Annotated in this window: 19 protein-coding genes; 6 read left to right on the top strand and 13 right to left on the bottom strand. The window is 70.2% G+C overall.

Features of this window, described 5'->3' with window-relative positions; all coding sequences use genetic code 11:
* Positions 1-209: 209 nt before the first annotated feature.
* The 8 genes from I601_RS08840 to I601_RS08805 all read right to left on the bottom strand — a co-directional run bounded on the left by I601_RS08840 (position 210) and on the right by I601_RS08805 (position 7602).
* Complete coding sequence (locus I601_RS08840; protein WP_068108383.1) at positions 210-1547, bottom strand: MFS transporter; 1338 nt, start codon at positions 1545-1547, stop codon at positions 210-212.
* 327 nt (positions 1548-1874) lie between these two features.
* Positions 1875-2828 (bottom strand): esterase/lipase family protein, encoded by a 954-nt coding sequence (locus I601_RS08835; protein WP_068108380.1) that lies wholly within the window; start codon positions 2826-2828, stop codon positions 1875-1877.
* A gap of 68 nt (positions 2829-2896) precedes the next feature.
* Complete coding sequence (locus I601_RS08830; protein WP_084527376.1) at positions 2897-3994, bottom strand: PAS domain-containing sensor histidine kinase; 1098 nt, start codon at positions 3992-3994, stop codon at positions 2897-2899.
* Positions 3995-4031: 37 nt separating this feature from the next.
* The gene (locus I601_RS08825; protein ID WP_237089590.1) at positions 4032-4967 is read right to left on the bottom strand and encodes a glucosyl-3-phosphoglycerate synthase; all 936 of its coding nucleotides are present in this window, start codon (positions 4965-4967) and stop codon (positions 4032-4034) included.
* Positions 4964-5497 (bottom strand): class III extradiol ring-cleavage dioxygenase family protein, encoded by a 534-nt coding sequence (locus I601_RS08820; RefSeq protein WP_068114614.1) that lies wholly within the window; start codon positions 5495-5497, stop codon positions 4964-4966. Before I601_RS08820 ends, I601_RS08825 begins: the two co-directional genes overlap by 4 nt.
* Positions 5498-5530: 33 nt before the next feature.
* On the bottom strand, positions 5531-5914 hold the full coding sequence (locus I601_RS08815; protein ID WP_068108371.1) for a hypothetical protein: 384 nt from the start codon (positions 5912-5914) through the stop codon (positions 5531-5533).
* A 122-nt stretch (positions 5915-6036) separates the two neighbouring features.
* On the bottom strand, positions 6037-6726 hold the full coding sequence (locus tag I601_RS08810; RefSeq protein ID WP_068108369.1) for a dihydrofolate reductase family protein: 690 nt from the start codon (positions 6724-6726) through the stop codon (positions 6037-6039).
* A 105-nt stretch (positions 6727-6831) separates the two neighbouring features.
* Positions 6832-7602 (bottom strand): enoyl-CoA hydratase-related protein, encoded by a 771-nt coding sequence (locus I601_RS08805; RefSeq protein ID WP_068114612.1) that lies wholly within the window; start codon positions 7600-7602, stop codon positions 6832-6834.
* A 128-nt stretch (positions 7603-7730) separates the two neighbouring features.
* On the opposite strand from I601_RS08805, the gene I601_RS21845 reads away from it, so the two are divergent.
* The gene (locus I601_RS21845) at positions 7731-7853 is read left to right on the top strand and encodes a hypothetical protein (protein WP_257735093.1); all 123 of its coding nucleotides are present in this window, start codon (positions 7731-7733) and stop codon (positions 7851-7853) included.
* A gap of 54 nt (positions 7854-7907) precedes the next feature.
* The gene (locus tag I601_RS08795) at positions 7908-8369 is read left to right on the top strand and encodes a VanZ family protein (RefSeq protein WP_084528070.1); all 462 of its coding nucleotides are present in this window, start codon (positions 7908-7910) and stop codon (positions 8367-8369) included.
* A gap of 6 nt (positions 8370-8375) precedes the next feature.
* Here the strand turns inward: I601_RS08795 and I601_RS08790 are convergent, their stop codons facing one another.
* Entirely contained in the window at positions 8376-8966 is a 591-nt protein-coding gene (locus I601_RS08790; protein WP_218917776.1) for a rhomboid family intramembrane serine protease, read from the bottom strand.
* 182 nt (positions 8967-9148) lie between these two features.
* Positions 9149-11746, bottom strand: coding sequence for a reprolysin-like metallopeptidase (locus tag I601_RS08785; protein WP_068108357.1), 2598 nt, complete (start codon positions 11744-11746; stop codon positions 9149-9151).
* Between the two features lie 161 nt (positions 11747-11907).
* On the opposite strand from I601_RS08785, the gene gmd reads away from it, so the two are divergent.
* Complete coding sequence (gene gmd, locus I601_RS08780) at positions 11908-12963, top strand: GDP-mannose 4,6-dehydratase (protein ID WP_068108352.1); 1056 nt, start codon at positions 11908-11910, stop codon at positions 12961-12963.
* Here the strand turns inward: gmd and I601_RS08775 are convergent.
* Both I601_RS08775 and cysC read right to left on the bottom strand, forming a co-directional pair.
* Positions 12928-13971: a sulfite exporter TauE/SafE family protein gene (locus tag I601_RS08775; protein ID WP_237089589.1), complete on the bottom strand. Its 1044-nt coding sequence runs from the start codon at positions 13969-13971 to the stop codon at positions 12928-12930. The two genes, gmd and I601_RS08775, sit on opposite strands and share 36 nt — an antisense overlap.
* Entirely contained in the window at positions 13971-15830 is a 1860-nt protein-coding gene (cysC, locus tag I601_RS08770; RefSeq protein ID WP_068108349.1) for an adenylyl-sulfate kinase, read from the bottom strand. Before cysC ends, I601_RS08775 begins: the two co-directional genes overlap by 1 nt.
* Before the next feature lie 83 nt (positions 15831-15913).
* Between cysC and I601_RS08765 the strand changes: the two genes are divergently transcribed.
* Complete coding sequence (locus I601_RS08765) at positions 15914-16852, top strand: asparaginase (RefSeq protein ID WP_237089588.1); 939 nt, start codon at positions 15914-15916, stop codon at positions 16850-16852.
* Positions 16853-16980: 128 nt separating this feature from the next.
* Here the strand turns inward: I601_RS08765 and I601_RS08760 are convergent, their stop codons facing one another.
* Complete coding sequence (locus tag I601_RS08760) at positions 16981-18117, bottom strand: IS110 family RNA-guided transposase (protein WP_237089559.1); 1137 nt, start codon at positions 18115-18117, stop codon at positions 16981-16983.
* Positions 18118-18417: 300 nt separating this feature from the next.
* Here I601_RS08760 and I601_RS08755 point away from each other — a divergent pair, with 300 nt between their 5' ends.
* Both I601_RS08755 and I601_RS08750 read left to right on the top strand, forming a co-directional pair.
* Positions 18418-18708, top strand: a complete 291-nt coding sequence (locus tag I601_RS08755; RefSeq protein ID WP_068108342.1) for a DUF2516 family protein — start codon at positions 18418-18420, stop codon at positions 18706-18708.
* Between the two features lie 88 nt (positions 18709-18796).
* Entirely contained in the window at positions 18797-19159 is a 363-nt protein-coding gene (locus I601_RS08750; protein ID WP_068108338.1) for a phosphomannose isomerase type II C-terminal cupin domain, read from the top strand.
* Positions 19160-19227 lie beyond the last annotated feature (68 nt).

The raw sequence follows: 19227 nt of genomic DNA, 5'->3' as shown, positions 1-19227 counted from the left end.
GCGTTTGCTGCTGGTCTGGTCCTCCATGCCCCCATTCGCCCACTCACTGCACTTCTTGTGGCGAGCGAACGGATCGTTCCTTACCTTCGGACCATGTCGCGTAAGGGCCTCACCCGCTTCCGACGCTACGTCCGGTGTCGGTGGCGGTACGGCACCGCCTGCCCGCACAGCAGCGGCTTCCACCTCTGACCGCGGACAAGGCGGGGCCGTCAGTCGGCCTCGGCGATCAGCGCCTCCGGGGAGTGCTTGAGGATCGGGAACAGCGCGGTCATGCCGATCAGCGGCAGCACCCCGAGGATGGCCAGCGCCCACGGCAGCCCGGTGACCGAGCCGAGACCGCCGACGAGGGCGGAGCCGACGGAGCCACCGGTCATGAAGACGAGCGTGGCGATGCCGAGGGCCACCCCGCGCACGTGCACGTGCACCGCGCCCCCGACGGAGGCGGAGAGGGCGGGCTGGCCGGCGCCGAAGGAGAACGTCACCAGGATCAACGCGATCGCGAGCACCACCGGCGAGAGCACGGCAGCACCCCACGCGGACATGAACAGCGCGAGCGAGGCGGCGATCGCGGCCCCGACGAGCGTCTGGGCGGCGCCGATCCTGGTCAGCATCGGCCCGGTCACCCGAGGCATGAGGACCGCGACCACCGAGCTGGGCAGCAGCAGCAGGCCGACCTGCCACGGCTCCCAGCCGGCCTCGCCGACGAGCACCGCGGGCACGGCGATCAGCATCCCGAACCACGAGGCGGGCACGGCGGCCGCCGCCAGCGCGGAGCGGACGACGACGGGGTTGCGGATCACGTCGCGTGGCAGGAACCCGTCGGGGCGACGCCGCACCTGCAGCATCACCAGCGGGGTGCCGAGACCGAGCAGCAGCAGCCCGACGAGCGCGATCACCAGACCGGTCGAGGGCGACTGGATGAGCAGCACCAGCCCGGCGGCGGTGAGGGCGACGAGCACGGCCCCGATGACGTCGAGGTTGGCCCCGCTCCCCTCGGTGGTCAGCGCGCGCCACACGAACGGGATCACCAGCGCCCCGAGCATCGGGATCGCCATCACCGCGCGCCAGCCGAAGGCGTGCTCGACGACCCCGCCGAGCAGCGGCCCGAGGCTGGTCACGGCGGCCGCGGTGCCGGCGAGCCGGCCCAGGGCGAGCCCGCGGACGGCACCGTCGTACCGGCCGCTGAGGATCGCCACACCGAGGGTCGGCACGGCGGCGGCGCCGGCGCCCTGGACGAGGCGGGCGAAGAGGAGCACGGCGTACGTCGGCGCCAGCGCGGCCAGCAGCGCGCCGCCGGCCATCAGCCCGATGCCGATCAGCAGCGGGGTGCGGATGCCGACGAGGTCGGAGAAGCGGCCGTAGAGCGCCGTGGTGACCGCGAACATCAGCGCGTAGAGGCTGATCGTCCACGCGGCGGTGCCGACGCTGATGCCGAAGTCCTGGCCCAGGGCCGGGAGCGCCACGGCGGCGGCTGCGGAGCCCATCCCGGCGAGCCCGAAGAGCACGCCGATCAGCATGGACACGCGGCGTGAGTCGTCGATGGGCACGGTTGGCTTCAACGCCGGCGGACGTTGGTTGATTCCGCGGCCTCCCTCACCGTCGCCCGGTCGTGGCTCGGGTCGTGGCTCGGGTCGTGGCCCGGGGACGCGTCAGGGCGCGTCCTCAGCCACACGACCCGGACCACGACCGGACCAGCGACCGCAGTCCATCGCACCCAGGCCGGTCCACCTGGTGAAACAGTTGTGAAAGGAATGCATGAACCCGCGGCGGTCGGGGAACCTGACTACTGACGCCGGGCCCGGCGCGTACACACCCCCCAGTGGCGTCGGGCCCGGTGTCCTTGCGTCTGGGCCTGCCTCTGAGGACTCCGGGTCTCAGGGCTGTGGCGGCCCGCCGACGAACGGCAGCACCAGCTGGCACGTGACTGGCTTACGGTGCTGGGGGTCGAGGGCGTTGAGCACGTGCCCGGCGGCGACCGGGTCGGCGGCGATCTGGAAGTGCTCGGTGTAGTCGGTGTCGCAGCCGTCCTGCACGACGATGTTGCGCATCCCCTTCTCGCGGCCCGAGGTGTAGGGCACGACGAGCTGGTCGTACTCGGTCATGATGTTGGTGTAACGGACGCCCTTCTGGGCGACGCCGCCAGCGCGGACGCGACGCAGGAACGTCGAGTCCGGCGAGAACTGGCCGCACGCCACGCACAGCGGCACGGCCTTGTCGACGGGGACGCCGAAGACCGCGGCGGTGATCGCCGCAGCGCCGGCGACCTGGGTGCCGTGCCACAGCGGGGCCAGGGAGACGTAGCGCTTGACGTGCGTCGCCCCGCCCAGGAACTTCAGGTACCAGGCCGGCATCAGGGTGCCCTGCGAGTGCCCGAGCAGGTCGACCTTGCGGGCCCCGGTCGCGGCACGGACCTCGGCGACGAACGCCTTCAGCTCGCGGGCGCTGCGCTGCATCTTGCCCAGCCCGCCGACGTACCCGCTGCCGGGCCCGAGGGCCGGCTCGGTGCCGTAGGTCAGCGCGAAGACGCAGTAGCCCTTGTTGGCCAGCAGCGGGCCGTACGTCTGCCAGTTGGTGCTCTGGTTGCCGAAGGTGCCGTGCACCAGCACCACCGGGCGCGGGTGCCGCTTGCTGGGCCGGCAGTCCCAGTCGTTGGTGCCGGGCGCGTCGCTCTGCAGACCGCCCGCGATCGCGCTGGGCAGGAAGTTGTAGGGCACCGGGTACTTCTCCGCGGCCCCCGCGGTCGAGGCACCGACGCCACCCAGCACCAGCCCGAGGACCAAGCCCAGGGTGGCGACGAGCGCGAGCAGGGTGGAGCGGGTGCGACGCATGATGATGAGGGCCTCTCGGTGGTGGACGCTGGACCAACGATCCAGACCCCTGTTCGTGATGGTGGGGCTCAGTCGCGCGGTGGGCGGTGCGGCAGCTGCACCGTCACCGTGGTGCCGACGCCGAGCTCGCTGCGCAGCGTCACGCTCCCCTGGTGCGCCTCGACGATGCCCTTGGTCAGCGCGAGCCCGAGCCCGGTGCCGGGCACCGCCTGGTGGGAGGCGTCGCGACCGCGGTAGAGCCGCTCGAAGACGCGCTTCTGCTCGGCCGAGGAGATCCCGGCACCGGTGTCGGTGACGGTCACGACGGTGCTGTCGGCGAGCCCGGAGACGTGGACGTCGACCCGTCCGCCGGTCGCGGTGAACTTCACGGCGTTGGCCACGAGGTTGTCGAGGGCCTGGGTGAGCCGGTGCCGGTCCCCGCGTACGGCGCGCAGCGTGTCGGCGTCGCCGTGCACCGTGATGACCAGGCCCAGCCGACGTGCCTCGTGGCGCCGGTCCTCGACGACCTCCCCCACCAGCACGAGCAGGTCGACGTCCCCGAGGCGCAGGTGCATGTGGCCGAGGTTGTCGACGGCGAGGGTGAGCAGGTCGTCGACCAGGCGCAGCTCGCGGCCGGCGTTGCGGCGGACCTTGGCGAGCATGTCGCGCCCCAGCGGGCTCATGGCGTCGCGCTCGAGGTCCTCGAGGAGCTCGGTGTAGCCGATGATCGAGGTCAGCGGGGTGCGCAGCTCGTGGCTGATCGTGGCCAGCAGCTCGTCGCGCAGTCGGTCCGCCTCCGCCTCCAGCCGTAGCCGCTCGCTGATGTCGCGCACGGTGGCCACGGTCAGGTGGCCTTCGTCGGTGGCGATGGGGGCCAGCGAGATCTCGGCCGGGAACTCCACGCCGTCGCGGCGGTACGCCGGCAGCTGCAGGAGCCCCATCGGGCGGTGGCTGTAGCCGTTGCGTCGCCTCGGGTGACCGGTCCGCAGGCGGGGCGGCACCAGCACCTCGATCCGTTGTCCCTCGAGCTCGTCGGGGCGGTAGCCGAAGACGGCCTCGACCTGGATGTTGGCGGCCGTGATCACGCCGCGCTCGTCGACCACGACGACGGCATCGGGCACGGCGTTGAGGGTCGCGCGCAGCAGCGCGTTGCTGCCGGCGACGAGGTCGCCGTGCATCGATCGCATCCTGGCTCCCTCCGGCCGGGCGGACCGAGGCAGTCTGTCAGCGCGTCGCGTCCCGTGGGGCGGGAGTGCCGAAGGAATGCGTGAAATCTTGAGCCGGCGGCCGCTCGAGGGTCGGTACGACGCGTGCCTCCGCAGCGATCGCGGCCTCGCCGGGGCGGAACTGGCGCAGCGCCACCTCGCCCGCGACCTCCCCAGCGGAAAGACCCGGCTCGCGGGCCAGCATCGCGGCCAGGATCTGGGTCGCCATCGCACCGAGGTCGAGCAGCGGCTGGTGGTCGTGCGAGCGCAGCCCGAGGTCGACCTGCGCGATCGTCTCGACCCCGTGCAGCCGGGCGGTATCGACGAGGGCAGCCAGCTCGACGGCGTACCCGGTCGGGACAGGGAGCGACTCGAAGAGCGAGCGGCGCACGGCCCACTCTCCCGCCAGCGGCTGCACGAGCCCGGACAGCTCGGGGTGGCGCAGCGCGAGCCAGGGCCGGGCGACGAGCTCGGTGACCCGCCCGCCCTGGAGCCCGTCGGCGCCGGGGCGCTCGTAGAAGCCCTTGACCAGCGAGACCTGCGGCCGGGTCAGCAGGGGCCCGAGCAGGCCAGGCACGAAGTGGGTGTCCCAGTCGAGCAGGTCGGCGTCCATGAAGACGATGAGGTCGCCGGTGGTGACGAAGAGCGACTTCCACATCGCCTCGCCCTTGCCGGGGTGGCTGCCCAGGTCGGGGCGGATGTCCTTGGAGCGATGCACCGCTGCGCCCGCGTCGGTGGCGACCGCGTAGGTGGCGTCGGTGGAGTCGGAGTCGATCACCACCAGCTCGTCGACCAGCGCGACCGTCTCCATCAGCGCCTCGCGGGTGCGGGTGACGACGTCTCCGACGGTGCCCTCCTCGTTGCGCGCCGGCACCACCAGGCTGACCCGGTGCGCACCCTTGCGCTCGACGAGCTCGGCCAGCGACCAGTCGTCCCACCGTGCGCAGGCGATCACGCCGGCAGGCTCCAGCGCATCACCCAGTACTGCACCCCGAAAGGGTCGTCGGCGTAGTCCACCTCGGCCGCGGCCCCGGGTATCAGCAGCTCAGCGAGCCGGGCGAAGCCGTCGACGTGCCCGACCATCAGCTCCGCGGCCAGACCCCGGTCCAGGCCCCGCAGGGCCTCGACGTCGCCGCCACGCAACGCTTTCTCGAGCTCCGAGTCGTAGGCGACGGCTCGCTCGTCCAGGTGCCCCGGCGCCTTCTCCGACCGCCGAGCAGACCCGTTCCCCACCACCAGCACCGCCGTTGGTCGAGCAGAGAGGCCGGTCACGGCCGAACGCCCGTCGAGACCCAGTGACCGACGCAGGGCCTCAACCACCCGCATCCCCTGCGGATCAGCAACCACCGCGAAGTCATTCCCCAGCCACCGCACCGCCTCGACACAAGCAGCCCGCAGCTCAGCAACAGGATCGATCCGCCCGGCGTACGCCGGCAGCAGCGCCAGCACACCCGGCACCAGCGCGACCTTGACCCCGGGACTCATCACGTCCACGATCCTAGGGATCGGGCCTGACTGCTACGCATGCCTCAGGACGCCGGGCAGCAGCTTGGCGCCGATCTTGGCGGCGGCCTTGTTGCCGTTGCGTGCCGTGACGAGCGCGCCCTTGCCGTTGGCCCACCAGTGACCAGACGGCAGCGCCGCCTTCGCTCCGTCGTTCCAGTCGCGCTGCTGTCGATGCCCGCGGAAGGTGATGACGTTGACCCGCTTGCCCTTGAGCCAGCACACGCCGGAGTCCTTGTTGAGGGCGCCACCGCCGTTGCGGTCGAAGCGCTTGCAGCCGATCTCAGCCGCCACCTCGCGTGCCGACTCCCCGTAGTGGGTGTGGGTCGCTGCCGCGGACGGGGCGGTCGGCGCGAGCAGCACGAGCGCCGCGACGAGACTGATGATGAGCTTCTTCACGTGGGTTCCTCGCTGCCGAGCCATGGCGTTGGCCGAGTGCCTCACCACCAGCCGCGCTGTCACTGCCATCCAAGCACGACGCTGCCAGGGAGCCCCCTCCGCAGCGGTCGAGGAGGGACGCGTCAGTTCTTGACCCGCCAGCGGCCCAGCAGCGTGCCCGCGTCCTCGAGCAGCAAGGTGAGCTCGAGGGCGGTGTCGACCGGTGCGCCCTCGGTGATCCGGCCGTTGGCCCCGCCGACGATCTGCGGGACGGTGGTGGCGGTCAGCTCGTCGACGCAGCCCTGGAAGACCAGGTCGCGCAGCAGGTGCGGGCCGCCCTCGCAGAGCTGGTTGACCCAGCCGCGCTCGGCGAGCTCGCGCTTGAGCAGCGGCAGGTCGACGCGGTGCGAGCCGAGGGTGAGCACGTGCTCCTCGCCGAGGATCTCGCGCGCGGAGTCGATCCCGTCGGAGCGCGAGCAGGTGGCCATGTAGACCGAGCCGGCGGGAGCGCCACGCAGCGACTCGGGCACCTGGGCCTTGCGGCTGACCAGCACGATCGGCACGTCGGCCGGGCCGTACTGCTCGACCTTGGCGGTGCCGGCACCCACGATGATCACGTCGGCCAGCGCGCGCAGGGTGTGGAAGACCCGGCCGTCGGCGTCGTTGTTGATGGAGCCGGAGTCACCAGACACCCCGGTGGCACTGCCGTCGACGGTGCTGACCATGTTGCAGCGCATCCACGGCTTCGCGGCGCTGGCCTCGGCCGTGTAGAGCTTCGTCAGGTCGTCGTCACTGACATCGTCGTTGCGATCGGCACCGATCAGGACTCGCATGTGCGTCTCCATCCCCCAGGGCTGCACGCCGACCGGCGCGTCGACGCGTGCCTACTGTCTCAGGCTTCTCTCAGCCACCGTGAGCAGGGTGGGTGCGCGACGGCCTCAGCGCCCGAAGGCCGGCTTCTCCTTCGCGAGGAACGCCCGCACGCCTTCAGCGAAGTCAGGTCCTGTGTAGACCTCCTGAAGCAGGTCGACATCCCCCGCAGGAGAAGCCTCGAGCAGGCGAGCACGGTCGAGCAGCTGGCCCTTGGTGGCCCGCAGCGTGACCGGCGAGGCCGCCCGCAGCCCGTCGAGCAGCGTGGCCAGCTCGGCGTCGAGGTCCTCCGTCACGGCCATCACCGCACCCACGGCGTACGCACGGTCCGCACCGACGAGGCGGGACGCGAGCAGCATCTCTCGGGTGATGGGCTCCCCGAAGACGGTGGCGCAGCGGTAGACCATCGAGGCGGCGAGCGCGTTGCCGAGCGTGCGGGCGATCGGGTAGCCGAAGCGGGAGCCGGCGGTGGCGATCCGCAGGTCGCAGTGCGTGGCCACGGCCAGTCCCCCACCCACACAGACACCGTCGACGGCAGCGATGGTGACCTGAGGCAGCGAGAACAGAGACTCGAGCAGCTCGCGGATCCAGTCCTCGTAGGCCACCGGGTCCTGCTCGAGGAAGTCAGAGATCTCGTTGCCCGCGGCGAACGCACGACCACCCGCCCCACGCAGCACCAACACCCGCACATCAGGGGTTTCGCGCAGCTCGGCGCACAGGTCCTTGAGCGCCGCGTACATGTCGCGGGTGAACGCGTTGTGCCGGTGCGGCCGGTGGAAGGTCACCTCCACCACGCCGTCCGTGCGGGTCACCAGCAGGTCGGGAGTCTCCTCGTTCACGGCCGTGAGCGTACGGCGCCCCAGCACGACCGGCACTGGCCCGCCCGCCTTGTGAACGCGTACCTCAAATGGATGAATTGGCCACGGCGCTCCTGCCCTGGCCCAGTGTGGAGCGAGACACTCACCGCATGAGCGCCGAGCCGCTGCCCGCCGACATCATGGAATGGATGGGCATGGACGAGTCGATGGTCGAGTTCGCGCTCGACCTCGCACCCGAGTCGGCGAGCACGGCGGCGCAGAGCGCCCGCTGAGCCTCGACGGGGGCCCTCTAAAGTCCTGCTGTGAAGCGGACCTGGTCGCGGCAGATGCCGTTGGATGCTGCGACCGAGCCGTCGAACCGAACCAGGCGTCGGCTCGCTGTCGCACTGGGTGCGTACTGCCTTTTCATCGCGGCCATCGTCCTGCTCCCCACGGGCGCGGTCCCCTCAGCCGTGGTGACGCACGTTGCCGGGCTGGCCGACGCCATGGGCACGCCCGCCCGGCTCACCGCCGGCGCCCGGATCGAGTTCGGGCTCAACGCGCTGATGGTCGTCCCCATCAGCGCCCTCGGAGGTCTGTTGTGGCCCCGCTGGAACTGGCGGGACTGGACGGCTGCTGCGTTCGTGGCGTCCGCTTCGGTGGAGCTCATCCAGGGGCTGTTCCTGCCAGATCGCTCCGCCACCTTCGTGGACGTCTGTGCCAACACGCTGGGGGGACTGATGGGGGCCCTGCTGGTCGCAGTCACCCTCCGCGCTGCTCGCCACGGCTCCCCGCACGAGACCACCTGACCGGGATCAGCCTCGGCGAGCGACCCTCGACCTCGCGGTGAGCCAGGCAGCCACCACTCCTCCGACAGCACCGAAGAGGTGCCCCTGCCAGGAGATGCCCGGCTGCCCGGGCAGTACGCCCCACAGGATCGATCCGTAGACCAGAAACAGGACCACGCCCACCCCGATCTGGAGCGCGCTGCGGGCGAAGAACCCGCGCAGGACGAGATAGACGAGCCAACCGAACACTAGGCCCGAGGCGCCGATGTGCGAGGTCTGGGACCCGGCCACCAGCCACGTCCCGAACCCGGAGGCGACCCACACCACCGCGGTCACGGTCAGCCCACGGGCGAGGTTGCCGACCAGGACTGCGAACAGAAGCACCAGCACTGGCCCGGAGTTCCCGACCAGGTGGTCCCAGCCGCCGTGCAGGACCGGGGCGATCAGGATGCCGAGCAGCCCCTCGTCGGTGCGTGGACGCACGCCGTTGTCGTCCAATGACCCGCTGGGCGTGAGCTGGTCGGCGATCTCGATCAGCCACAGCAGGACAACGAAACCGACGGAGAGCACGGCAGCGGGAACCCAGGTGCCGAGCCCGGTCGTCCTCGTGTCGCTCACGATCTCAGCCTAGGAGGTCGGTGTGCATGGGGCTCAACACCCGTGGGCCGAAGGCGGTGACCTTCCGGCCTCTGGTTCCGGACCCACTGCCGGTCGAGCAGAGAGGCGCCCCAGCGCCGATCGTCGTCGAGACCCCGCAAGCAAGGCATAGACCACACCCACGGGACCTCGACGGAGGCCGACTACTTGATCGAGAAGGCCTGGTCGTTGGTGTCGAAGAAGATGTTCCCCCGCGCCTCGATCATGAACCACGCCTTCTCTGCGGTGACCTTCGGCAGCCTCACCCGCACCGCACCGTCGTTCCTGGTCTTGAGCGCGACGTTGCTCCAGCTCGCTCCGTCGTCGACGGAGAGCTTGACGCGCACCTTCTTGGCCAGCGACCGCGTGCGGTTGACGTCCCACGCCACGCGCACCTTCTTGCCCCCGCGCAGCGCCTGGCCGTCATCCTGGGTCTTGACGAGGAACGGGCCGGCCTTGCGCTTGACCCGCACGACCACGTCGTCGTACGACGTGCCTCCACCCTCGGTGAACCCGTCGCGGCCGGTGAGCCGGAAGTGCATCTTGCGCTTGCCGATGTCGCTGCTGCCCTTGTACTGCTTGGTGGGCAGGAACTCCGAGTAGCAGTCGAGCTGGCGGTCGGTCGGCGCTGCGCCCCCGTCACCCGACTGCGACAAGGCAGGGCAGCGGCCGGTCTTGGCGTTGGTCGCGCCATGCAGCACCTGCGCCAGGTCGGGGAAGCTCCGCTTGGCTGACGTGGTGGCGGTGTTCTGCCCAGGCGACGGGGACTGCTGTGCGGCCTCGTTGGTCACGACCGCGTTGTCGCTGAACATCCGGAAGAGCGGCCCGAAGATCTTGCGGTTGTCGACCAGGCTGGTGCCGACGCCGGTGTCGTTCTGCTCCCAGACGAAGGTGACGTCGTCTCCATCGGCGTCCTTGGCCGCGCCCTTGAGCGTGAAGGGGGTCTGCACGGGGATGACCCGGTTCTTGCCGGCGTTGACGACCGGCTTGTGGTTGGTGGTGGTCGCGACCTGGTCGCCGCCGTTGGCGACAGCCCCGCCCTTGGCGGTCTCGCCGACGGACGCGGTCACCCCACTGCCTCCCGTCACCGACAGCGAGCGCAGGTTCTTGCGCGGCGCCTTGCCGGTGTCGAAGGGGTCGAGCTTGTCGTTGAAGATCACCTGGAAGCCGGCGTCGATGGGGCGGCCCGGGGGGGCGATTGCCTGGCTGAAGTCGCCGTAGGCGTCGTAACCCCACTTCGCGATCCGCACATTGATGCCGGTGACCGCCTCGATAGCGGCCTCGACACCAGCGCTGGTGTAGTTCTCACCGCGGGTCAGGGTGCGCGACTTGTCGCCGTAGGCGACCTCGATGCTGTCCCCGTCCGTGTCGAAGCCACGCAGCGAGACGGTCTGCACCTCGATGGCTCGGCGCTGTGTCGAGGTCACGTAGCGGGTGACCTCACCGATGGTGAGCTGGGAGAAGTAAGGATCGGTGTGCGGCTGGAGGTCGTCGACCCCGCAGATGCCCGCATAGGCCATCACCGACGAGCCGGAGCCCGGCTCGACGGATGCCTCGGAGATGTTGCCGCCGCACGCGCCCTTGGTCCCGTTGAAGGTGTGGTTGCCGGAGAACTGGTGGCCGATCTCGTGGGCGACGTAGTCGATGGCGAAGAAGTCACCGCGGGGCTCGGGAAGGCCGGTGCAACCGCCGGAGGAGTAGTCCTGACCCACCACGCCCAGGTAGGCGACGCCGCCGCCGTTGACGCCGAGGACGAGGTGGCCCAGGTCGTAGGCGTCGGCGCCGATGAGCTGGCCGAGCACGGTGCGCATCCGCCCGAGGGCGCCGGGGCTGCAGTAGTCGAGCATGCCGGGCTCGCCGCCCTCGCTCTCCGGGTCGCCCACGGCCGGGTCGAAGCACGGCGCCGAGCCGCACGGACCATCTGCGCCCTCGGCCTTGGCTGCGGAGTCCAGGTTCAGCCGGTCGGAGTCGTCGACGAGCAGCAGCCGGATGCCGAGGTCGTCGTTGTAGACCTGGTTGACCCGGTTGATGAGCGTGACCTTCTCTGCCAACACGTTGGCGGTGCCGAAGTACGCGGCGTACGACGGGTCGTTGACCAGCGCCAGCCGATACGTACGTCGCTTCACCAGCGCGCCGGCCTGCCCGTCGGCCGGCTTGCGCACAGCCGCGCCGGTGATGTCGCGGGGCTCCTCCTGGGCCAGCAGGTCGGGCACCGGGGTCGCGGCGTCGGCGGCGTAGTAGCTCAGGTGCTCCCGGGTGCCGCGCGCGTCGTAGGCCGGGTCGACGAGGTAGTCACCGCCGGGGCCGCGTACGGAGGCGTGCAGGCCGAGCGGCGTGACGTCGAGGACGACGCTGCGCCCGGGGGTGTCCAGGGACCGGCCGGCGTAGGTGCGCAGCTCAGGGTGCGCGGCCGCCAGGTCCGGCTCCATGACGGAGGTGGCGTGCACCGAGAACCGCTCGGCGTCCCCGTCCGGCGTGGGCAGCGCGAGCACCGTGCCGCGCGCAGCGACGCGAGTGGGAGCGGAGGCCAGTGCGGCGCGGGCCGCGCCGAGGTCGACGCGCACGGCCGCGAAGTCCGAGGCGTCCACGCGGACCCGGTCGCCCTCGGGCTCAAAGCCGGGCAAGGGGGCGAAGATTCCTCCGTCCTGGCGAGCCGCGGGGACGACCGGCGCGGCGGTGGCCGAGCCCGTCAGGGTGAACGCGGGCAGCATGCTGGCGGCCAATGCGGTGGCGGCCAGCACGGCCAGGCGGGAGCGAGTCATCGTGTCCGTCTCGTGAAGGGCTGAGGGCTCCCCCGAGGACCGTCCGGAGCCGCGCGCCCAGTCTGCGCGATCGCCTCGCGGTGCGCCACCGGCCGGTCCCTCGGCCTCCCCTGTCGTGGACCGGTCTCGCAGCGCGCAGCCGATGAGGAAGAATCCGACCCATGAGCGAGCAGGTCAGGCGTCGACGCGCCTTCATCACCGGCATCACCGGCCAGGACGGCTCCTACCTCGCTGAGCTCTTGCTCGGCAAGGGGTACGAGGTGCACGGCCTGATCCGGCGCGCCTCGACGTTCAACACCTCGCGCATCGACCACCTCTACCAAGACGCGCACGACGAGGACGTCCGGCTGGTGCTGCACCACGGTGACGTGACCGACGTCGGCCGTCTGACCTACCTCTTCCAGTGGATCGAGCCCGACGAGGTCTACAACCTGGCGGCCCAGTCGCACGTGCGGGTCAGCTTCGTCGAGCCCGAGCACACCAGCAACGTCACCGGGATGGGTGCCCTGCGGGTGCTCGAGGCGCTGCGGATGGCCGAGGTGCCGGCGCGGGTCTACCAGGCCTCCAGTTCGGAGATGTTCGGCGCCACGCACCCGCCGCAGCACGAAGAGACGGCGCTGCACCCCCGCTCCCCGTACGGCGTCTCCAAGGTCTTCGCGCACTGGATGACCCGCAACTACCGCGACGGCTACGGCATGTGGGCCGTCAGCGGGATCCTCTTCAACCACGAGTCGCCCCGTAGGGGCGAGACGTTCCTGACCCGCAAGGTCACCCGCGCAGTGGCGCGGATCAAGGCCGGGCTCGAGGAGCACATCTACCTCGGCAACCTGGATGCGGTGCGCGACTGGGGCTACGCGCCGGAGTACGTCGAGGGTATGTGGCAGATGCTGCAGGCCGACTCCCCCGACGACTACGTGCTGGCCACCGGGGTGGCGTGCAGCGTGCGTGACTTCGTCACCACGGCCTTCGATCACGCGGGTCTCGATTGGGAGAAGCACGTGCGGTACGACGACCGTTACCTGCGCCCCACCGAGGTCGACGAGCTGATCGGCGACCCGGGCAAGGCAGCCCGCGAGCTGGACTGGAAGGCCAGCGTCGCCGGCCTCGACCTCGCGCGCCTGATGGTGGACGCCGACATCGCTCGGCTCGCCGGTGGCCCCGACTGGGTGGACCAGCCGTCGCTAGTCGACTGGCCCGTCCACCCGATCGGTCGCTGAGTCCTTCCTCTGCCGAGGCGTGTGCGTGGAGCGTCCGTAGGTCCAGTTGTCCAGCTCGCTGACGGTAGGTGCGCCCATGAAGGGCAGCCCCTGCTCCTTGCGCAGCACGCCCCACACGAGCGGGACCAGCACGGCCACCACGAGACCGACCACGACGATGAGCACCGGGTGCGTCTCCTCGCGGCCCAGCGGCGCCCAGCCGGCCTTGTCGAGCAGCGCGACGCCCGACATCGTCAGCACCACCACGATGCCGCGACGGATGAACGACTGCGGCACCCGGGGCGCGATCTTGCTGCCGAGGATGGTGCCGGGCACCGAGCCGATGATGAGCGGAATGGCGATGCTCCAGTCGAGCCCGTGGATCGCGATGTTGGCAATGGCAGCGGCGAGCACCAGCGGGACGGCCTGCACCAGGTCGGTGCCGACCAGCTTCACCGCGGAGAGGCCGGGGTAGAGCATCAGCAGCGCGATCATGATGACCGAGCCGGAGCCGACGCTGGTGATGCCCACCAGCAGGCCGCCGAGCATGCCGACCAGCAGGGTCGGAAGCACCTTGATCTTGGGGTCGGGGTCGCCGGCGTGGCCGCCGGAGCGCACCGCGCGCAGGTTGATGTAGAGCCGCAGCGCGTAGGTGGCGGCTGCGAAGAGCAGTGCGAAGCCGATGCTGAGCTTGAGGACCTTGTCCAGCTGCTCAGCGTCGCTGGTGAAGATCTTCACCATGTAGGGCCCGAGGAAGGCCATCGGCACCGACCCGATGATCAGCCACTTCGCCAGCTCGAAGTTGGGTGAGCCTTGGCGCGCGTGCACGACAGCGCCGCCGGACTTGTAGACGGCCGCAGCGGTCAGGTCAGCGGTGACGATGGTGGCCGCCTCGCCGGAGCCGACACCGAGAAAGATCAGCGCCGGCGTCATGAGGGCGCCGCCGCCCATGCCGGTCAGGCCGACGACGACGCCGACGACGAATCCGGCGACGAGGATGGACAGGGCGGTGAGAGTCAGGATGTCCATCAGGGCGCCTTCGGTGCGGTCGAGAGTGCTCGGATCGCGACCACCAGCAGGCGGTCCACGTGGTCGGCGGCGGTGCGAGCCGCCTTGTCGCCGCGCCGGTACGGGTCGGCGACGTCGAGCTCGGTCGAGGCGGGCCCCCGGCGGTGCTGCATCGCCGCGAGCAGGTCGCGGCCGTGTACGCCAGCCCCGATGTCACCGACCGTCTCCACGAACTGGCCCAGGCTGAAGACCTTGCGGAACAACGCCGGGTTGTCGTCGAGGATGAACTGGCGGTGCGAGGCCTCCGCGGTGAGCACGACGTCGGCCCACTCGAGCTCGGCGGTGGTGAGGCGCCGGCTGCGGAAGGGCTCGTGACCGGTCACCTCGTCGGCGAGCACGTCGACCATCGGCTGGTTCATCGGCTCGTCGACCAGGCCGTGGGTGCCGGCGCTGGCGAACTCGAGCGTCGGATCGCCCGCCGCGAGGTGTCGGGCGGTGAGCTCCATGTACGGCGAGCGGCAGATGTTGGCGGTGCAGACGAAGAGGACCTTGAGGGGCCCCGCGTCTTGGGCTGCGGCGGTTGCGCCGGTCACCGGGTTTCGACGGGCGGTCGTCGCTGGCGCTCCTCCCTGCTCAACCAACCATGGGGGCGGGGTCTGCTCAACCAACAGCGATGAGGGCCGGAGGTCGAGGTAGCCGGACTCGGCGAGCGCACCGATGACGTCGCCGAGGGCGTCGTCGATCGTGCGACCGGTGGTGTCGACGACCACGTCGGCGTCCTGCGGCTCCTCGTAGGGCGAGGAGATACCGGTGAACTCCGGGATCTCGCCGGCGCGTGCCTTGGCGTAGAGACCCTTGCGGTCACGGCGCTCGCACTCCTCCAGTGGGGTGGCGACGTGGACGAGGAAGAACGCTCCGCCGGCCTCGTCGACCATGGCGCGCACCTGCTGACGGGTCTCGTCGAACGGCGCGATCGGGCTGACCACCGCCAGCCCCCCGTGCCGGGAGATCTCGGCGGCCACCCAGCCGATGCGGCGGATGTTGGTCTCGCGGTCCGCCTTGGAGAACGTCAGCCCTGCGGAGAGGTTGCGGCGCACCACGTCGCCGTCGAGGGAGGTGATGGTGCGGGTGCCCTGCTCGAGGATGCGGTCCATCAGCGCCCGAGCGAGGGTCGACTTGCCGCTGCCGGACAGGCCGGTGAAGAAGAGAACCAGGCCCTGCTCGTCGGCCGCCGGGCGGTCCCGGTCGACGATCGCCGCGATGTCGTCCGCGTATGCGTCGTCGTCGGCTGCATATGGCACGGCCACGACCGGGCCAGCTCCCGCATAGTTGTGGGCGACCTGCACACCGAGCGCGTGGTCAGCGTCAACATCGCCGTGGCTCGCGAGCGGGACGGCGACCACGACGGCGTCGGTCAGCCGCTGGGCGGCCAGCATCGTGGCTCGGATCAGGGCTGTGGCTGACAGGTCGGGGGTGCCGGCGCCGACCAGCGTCAGGAGCACGAGCGGCCCCAGACCGGACAGCTCGGCGATCTGCTGCTCGGTGAGCGCGTCGACGACCGGCACCACCGTGCGACGAGGGTGCTGATCCTGGACCTGCGCCGGGGTGAGGTAGCGGTCCCGGAAGGGCCCGTACTGCGCGTGCGTCAGCGGTTCGACGGCGCCGCCCGGCACGCTCACCCGCGCCAGGGGCAGGCCCTCGGGGTCGACGAGTTCCACCGCGCCGGCGCTGGTCGCTTGCTCGCGGACCGGTGCCGGGAGGTCCAGCGTCACGACGCTGCCCGGCTCGTTGAAGGCGGTCAGCGGGGCCAGCGCACCCGAGACGAGGAGCTCCAGGTCGTCGAGCTCGCGGGGCGAAGGACAGTGCTGCGGAAAACTCACCCGAGTATCTTGACAGATTCAGTCGAGTTTCACGCTCGCCGCGCGCGCCGCCTACGGTGCCTGGCATGACTGGACCTGTTGTTGTGGCCGAGATCGTCCGCTCCGGGATCGTGGAGGGGCACCACTACGGCTCGGTGGTAGCCCTGCGCCCAGACGGGTCCGTGGACTGGTCGGTGGGCGACGTGGACTCACCGATCCTGCCGCGTTCCTCGAACAAGCCGATCCAGGCGCTGGCCATGGTGGAGCAGGGTCTCGACCTGCCGCCGGACCTACTGGCGCTCGCGTGCGCCTCGCACTCCGGGGAGGACATCCATCTCGACGGCGCCCGCCGCATCCTGAAGCAGGCTGGTTTGGACGAGTCGGCGCTGCAGACGCCGCACGACTGGCCCTTGGACGACAACGCGCGCGAAGCGCTGCTCCGCAACGGAGACAGCAAGTCCCCCATCGCCATGAACTGCTCGAGCAAGCACGCCGCGATGCTCGCGACCTGCGTCCAGAACGGATGGGACACCGCCACCTACCTCGACCCTCAGCACCCGCTCCAGCAGGCGATCCTCGCGACGTTCGAACGGATGACCGGCGAACCTGCCCAGGTCGCCGTCGACGGCTGCGGCGCCCCACTGCTGTCTTGCTCGGTGACCGGCCTCGCCCGTGCATTCTCGAAGCTGGCGGTCGCTACCGACGGTCCGGAGCATCGGATCGCCGAGGCGATCCGCGCCCACCCCGAGTACGTGTCGGGCACCGCGCGCGACGAGCGGGCACTGTTGACCGCCATGCCCGGCTCGATCGGCAAGGCAGGTGCGGAGTCCGTCTACGCCGTCGCCCTGCCCGACGGCCGCGCATTCGCGATGAAGACCGACGACGGCGCGGCCCGCGCGAGGCCGGTGATGATGGCGGCCGCCCTTGAGCGGTCCGGGGTCACCTCCGAAGAGTGGGTGGATGCAGACGCCGTCCGCAAGACCGGTGAGCACGTCCTCCTTGGCGGGGGTCGACCCGTAGGTGAGATCCGCGCCTGCTTCTGAGCCGAACCGCGACGGGAGCCATCGTTGGTCGAGCAGCGAGGGCCGAAGGCTCGCGCGACGTCGAGACCCCGCAACCACCGCTGGTCGAGCAGGGAGGCGCCCCGGCGCCGCCGCATCGCTGGATGCTCCTATGGATGGTCAAGTCCGTGGTGGGGGTTGATCAGGGCGGGGTAGATCTCGCGGGTGATGTAGCGCTTGAGGATGCGGGCTGCTTCGCGTTTGGAGAGGTCGCGTTGGTTGACGCGGCGGGCGAGGTAGGTCTTGGTGGGTTTGTGCCAGCGCATTCGTGAGAGCAGGACGCGGTGGATGGCAGCGTTGGCCTGACGGTCGCCGCCGCGGTTGAGCCTCGTGCGGTGGGTTTGGCCTGAGGAGGCCGGGACCGGCGCGGTGCCGACGAGCATCGCGAAGGCTGCTTCGGTGTGGATGCGTTCGGGGTTGGCGCCGGCGGTGACCAGGAGCTGTCCGGCGCAGTCGTGTCCGATGCCGTTGATGGCCATCAGGGCGGGGTTGATCTGTTCGACCAGGGGGTGGATCAGCGCCTCGAGGTCGGTGATCTCCTCGCTGAGGTGGCGGTGACGGCGGGCGAGGCTGCGCAGGGCGGCCTTGGTGGCGTGCAGGGGCTCTGCGATGTGCGCGGGGTCGGGTCGCAGTGCGGCGCAGGTGCGCACCAATGTGGGGGTGTCTAGGTGACGCAGGCGGTGGCGTAGGTCGTCCTCGGCGGTCACGATCAGTGCTTTGATCTGGCGCACGACGTCGGCGCGTTGCTGGACTGCTGAGCGTCGAGCGACACGCAGGTTGCGCAGCGCTTCGATGCGTCCGTCGCGGGCCTTGGGAGTGCCGGTGTGCGCTCCCGACCACGCCGCGCGGGCGGCGGCTTCGGCGTCGATGGGGTCGGACTTGCCCTTGAGCCGGCGCGTGCGTCGATCTGGTCGATCGACCTCGATCAGGTCGGCGGTGGTGGCTGTGGCCAGGTGGCGTGCGAGTCCTAGGCCGTAGGCGCCGGTGCCCTCGATGCCGATCATCAGCACCGGTCCGAACGATTCCAGCCAGGCCAGCAGGGCCCGATGGCCGGATGTGTCAGCGTCGAAGTATTCGATGCCTAGCAGGCGTCCCAGTGAGTCGAGGGCGGCAGCGACGTGCTGATCGCGGTGGGTGTCGACTCCGCCGATCACCCCGACCCGTGGCGACGGCGGATCACCGAAGGCAGCGCTGGTCTCCTCGTGGGTGCAGTGCGATACGGGTGGTGCAGATGTCATGGTGGTCATGCCGTCTCCTCTTGTGGTGGCGGTGGCGCCAGCCAGGCGAGGGCAGCGGACAGGACAGTGATCAGTGACGGCTGGGCACAAGCTCCTATGAAGTCACGAGGCCCCCGCCTGGCTGGGTGCAGCACCCGGCAGCAGACCGACCGACAGATCCAGCGATGGACACCATGGTCAGTCGAGCAGCGAGTCAGGACGACCTGCCACCAGGCACTCCATTCGTATCGTCACTGTCGAGCAGCGAGGGCCGAAGGCTCGAGCGACGTCGAGACCCCGTGAGCACCGCGGGGCCCGTACGCTGAGCGAGTGCTGGATGTCTACTCCCTCGAGCTCGGCTTCTACGCCCTGCTCGCCTTCGTGCTGCTCGCGGTGAAGATCTTCGCGTTCGTGAACTCGCTGATGTTCTCGTCCGAGTCCTACGAAGCGGCCGGCAAGCTCACCAAGCCGGCCTGGACGATCATCCTGGGCATCGCAGTCGCTGTGCAGGTCCTGCTCCTCAACAGCCCCATCGGCATCCTCAATCTCATCCTCACCATTGCTGCATTGGTCTATCTCGTCGACGTTCGTCCTGCCATGGCAGGTCTACGACGTCGCTAACGTTTGGTAACAGTTCTCCGCGACCGACCTCCAGCCTTTACGATTGTCTGCGTGCGGCATTTGGCCGTGGACACAGGGGAGTCTGCAGATGATCGGTGAGAGCGAGAACCGCCCGTGGGGTTCGTGGACCGTGCTCGACGAGGGCGACGGCTTCAAGGTCAAGCGCATCCACGTCGACCCACACTCCCGACTGAGCTATCAGACCCACGAGCACCGAGCCGAGCACTGGGTGATCGCCGCCGGCCGCTGCACCGCCGTCATCGATGGCGAGACTGTCGTGGCCGGACCCGGCGAATCGATCTGGGTCGAGGTCGGCCAGGCCCACCGCATCACCAACCAGGAGGACTTCCCGCTGGTGGTGATCGAGGTGCAGATGGGCACCTATACCGGCGAGGACGACATCTGCCGCCTCGAGGACGACTACGGGCGGACGCCGGTCGCCACCTCGTAGATGAGTCCTTGAGGTCACGATCAGGGACAAAGCACGTCTAGACGGGGTTTTCACTTAGGGTTCCATGG

It is taken from the genome of Nocardioides dokdonensis FR1436 (assembly GCF_001653335.1).
GTDB classification, from domain to species: domain Bacteria; phylum Actinomycetota; class Actinomycetes; order Propionibacteriales; family Nocardioidaceae; genus Nocardioides; species Nocardioides dokdonensis.
This window is presented reverse-complemented; position numbering and strand designations above follow the sequence as displayed.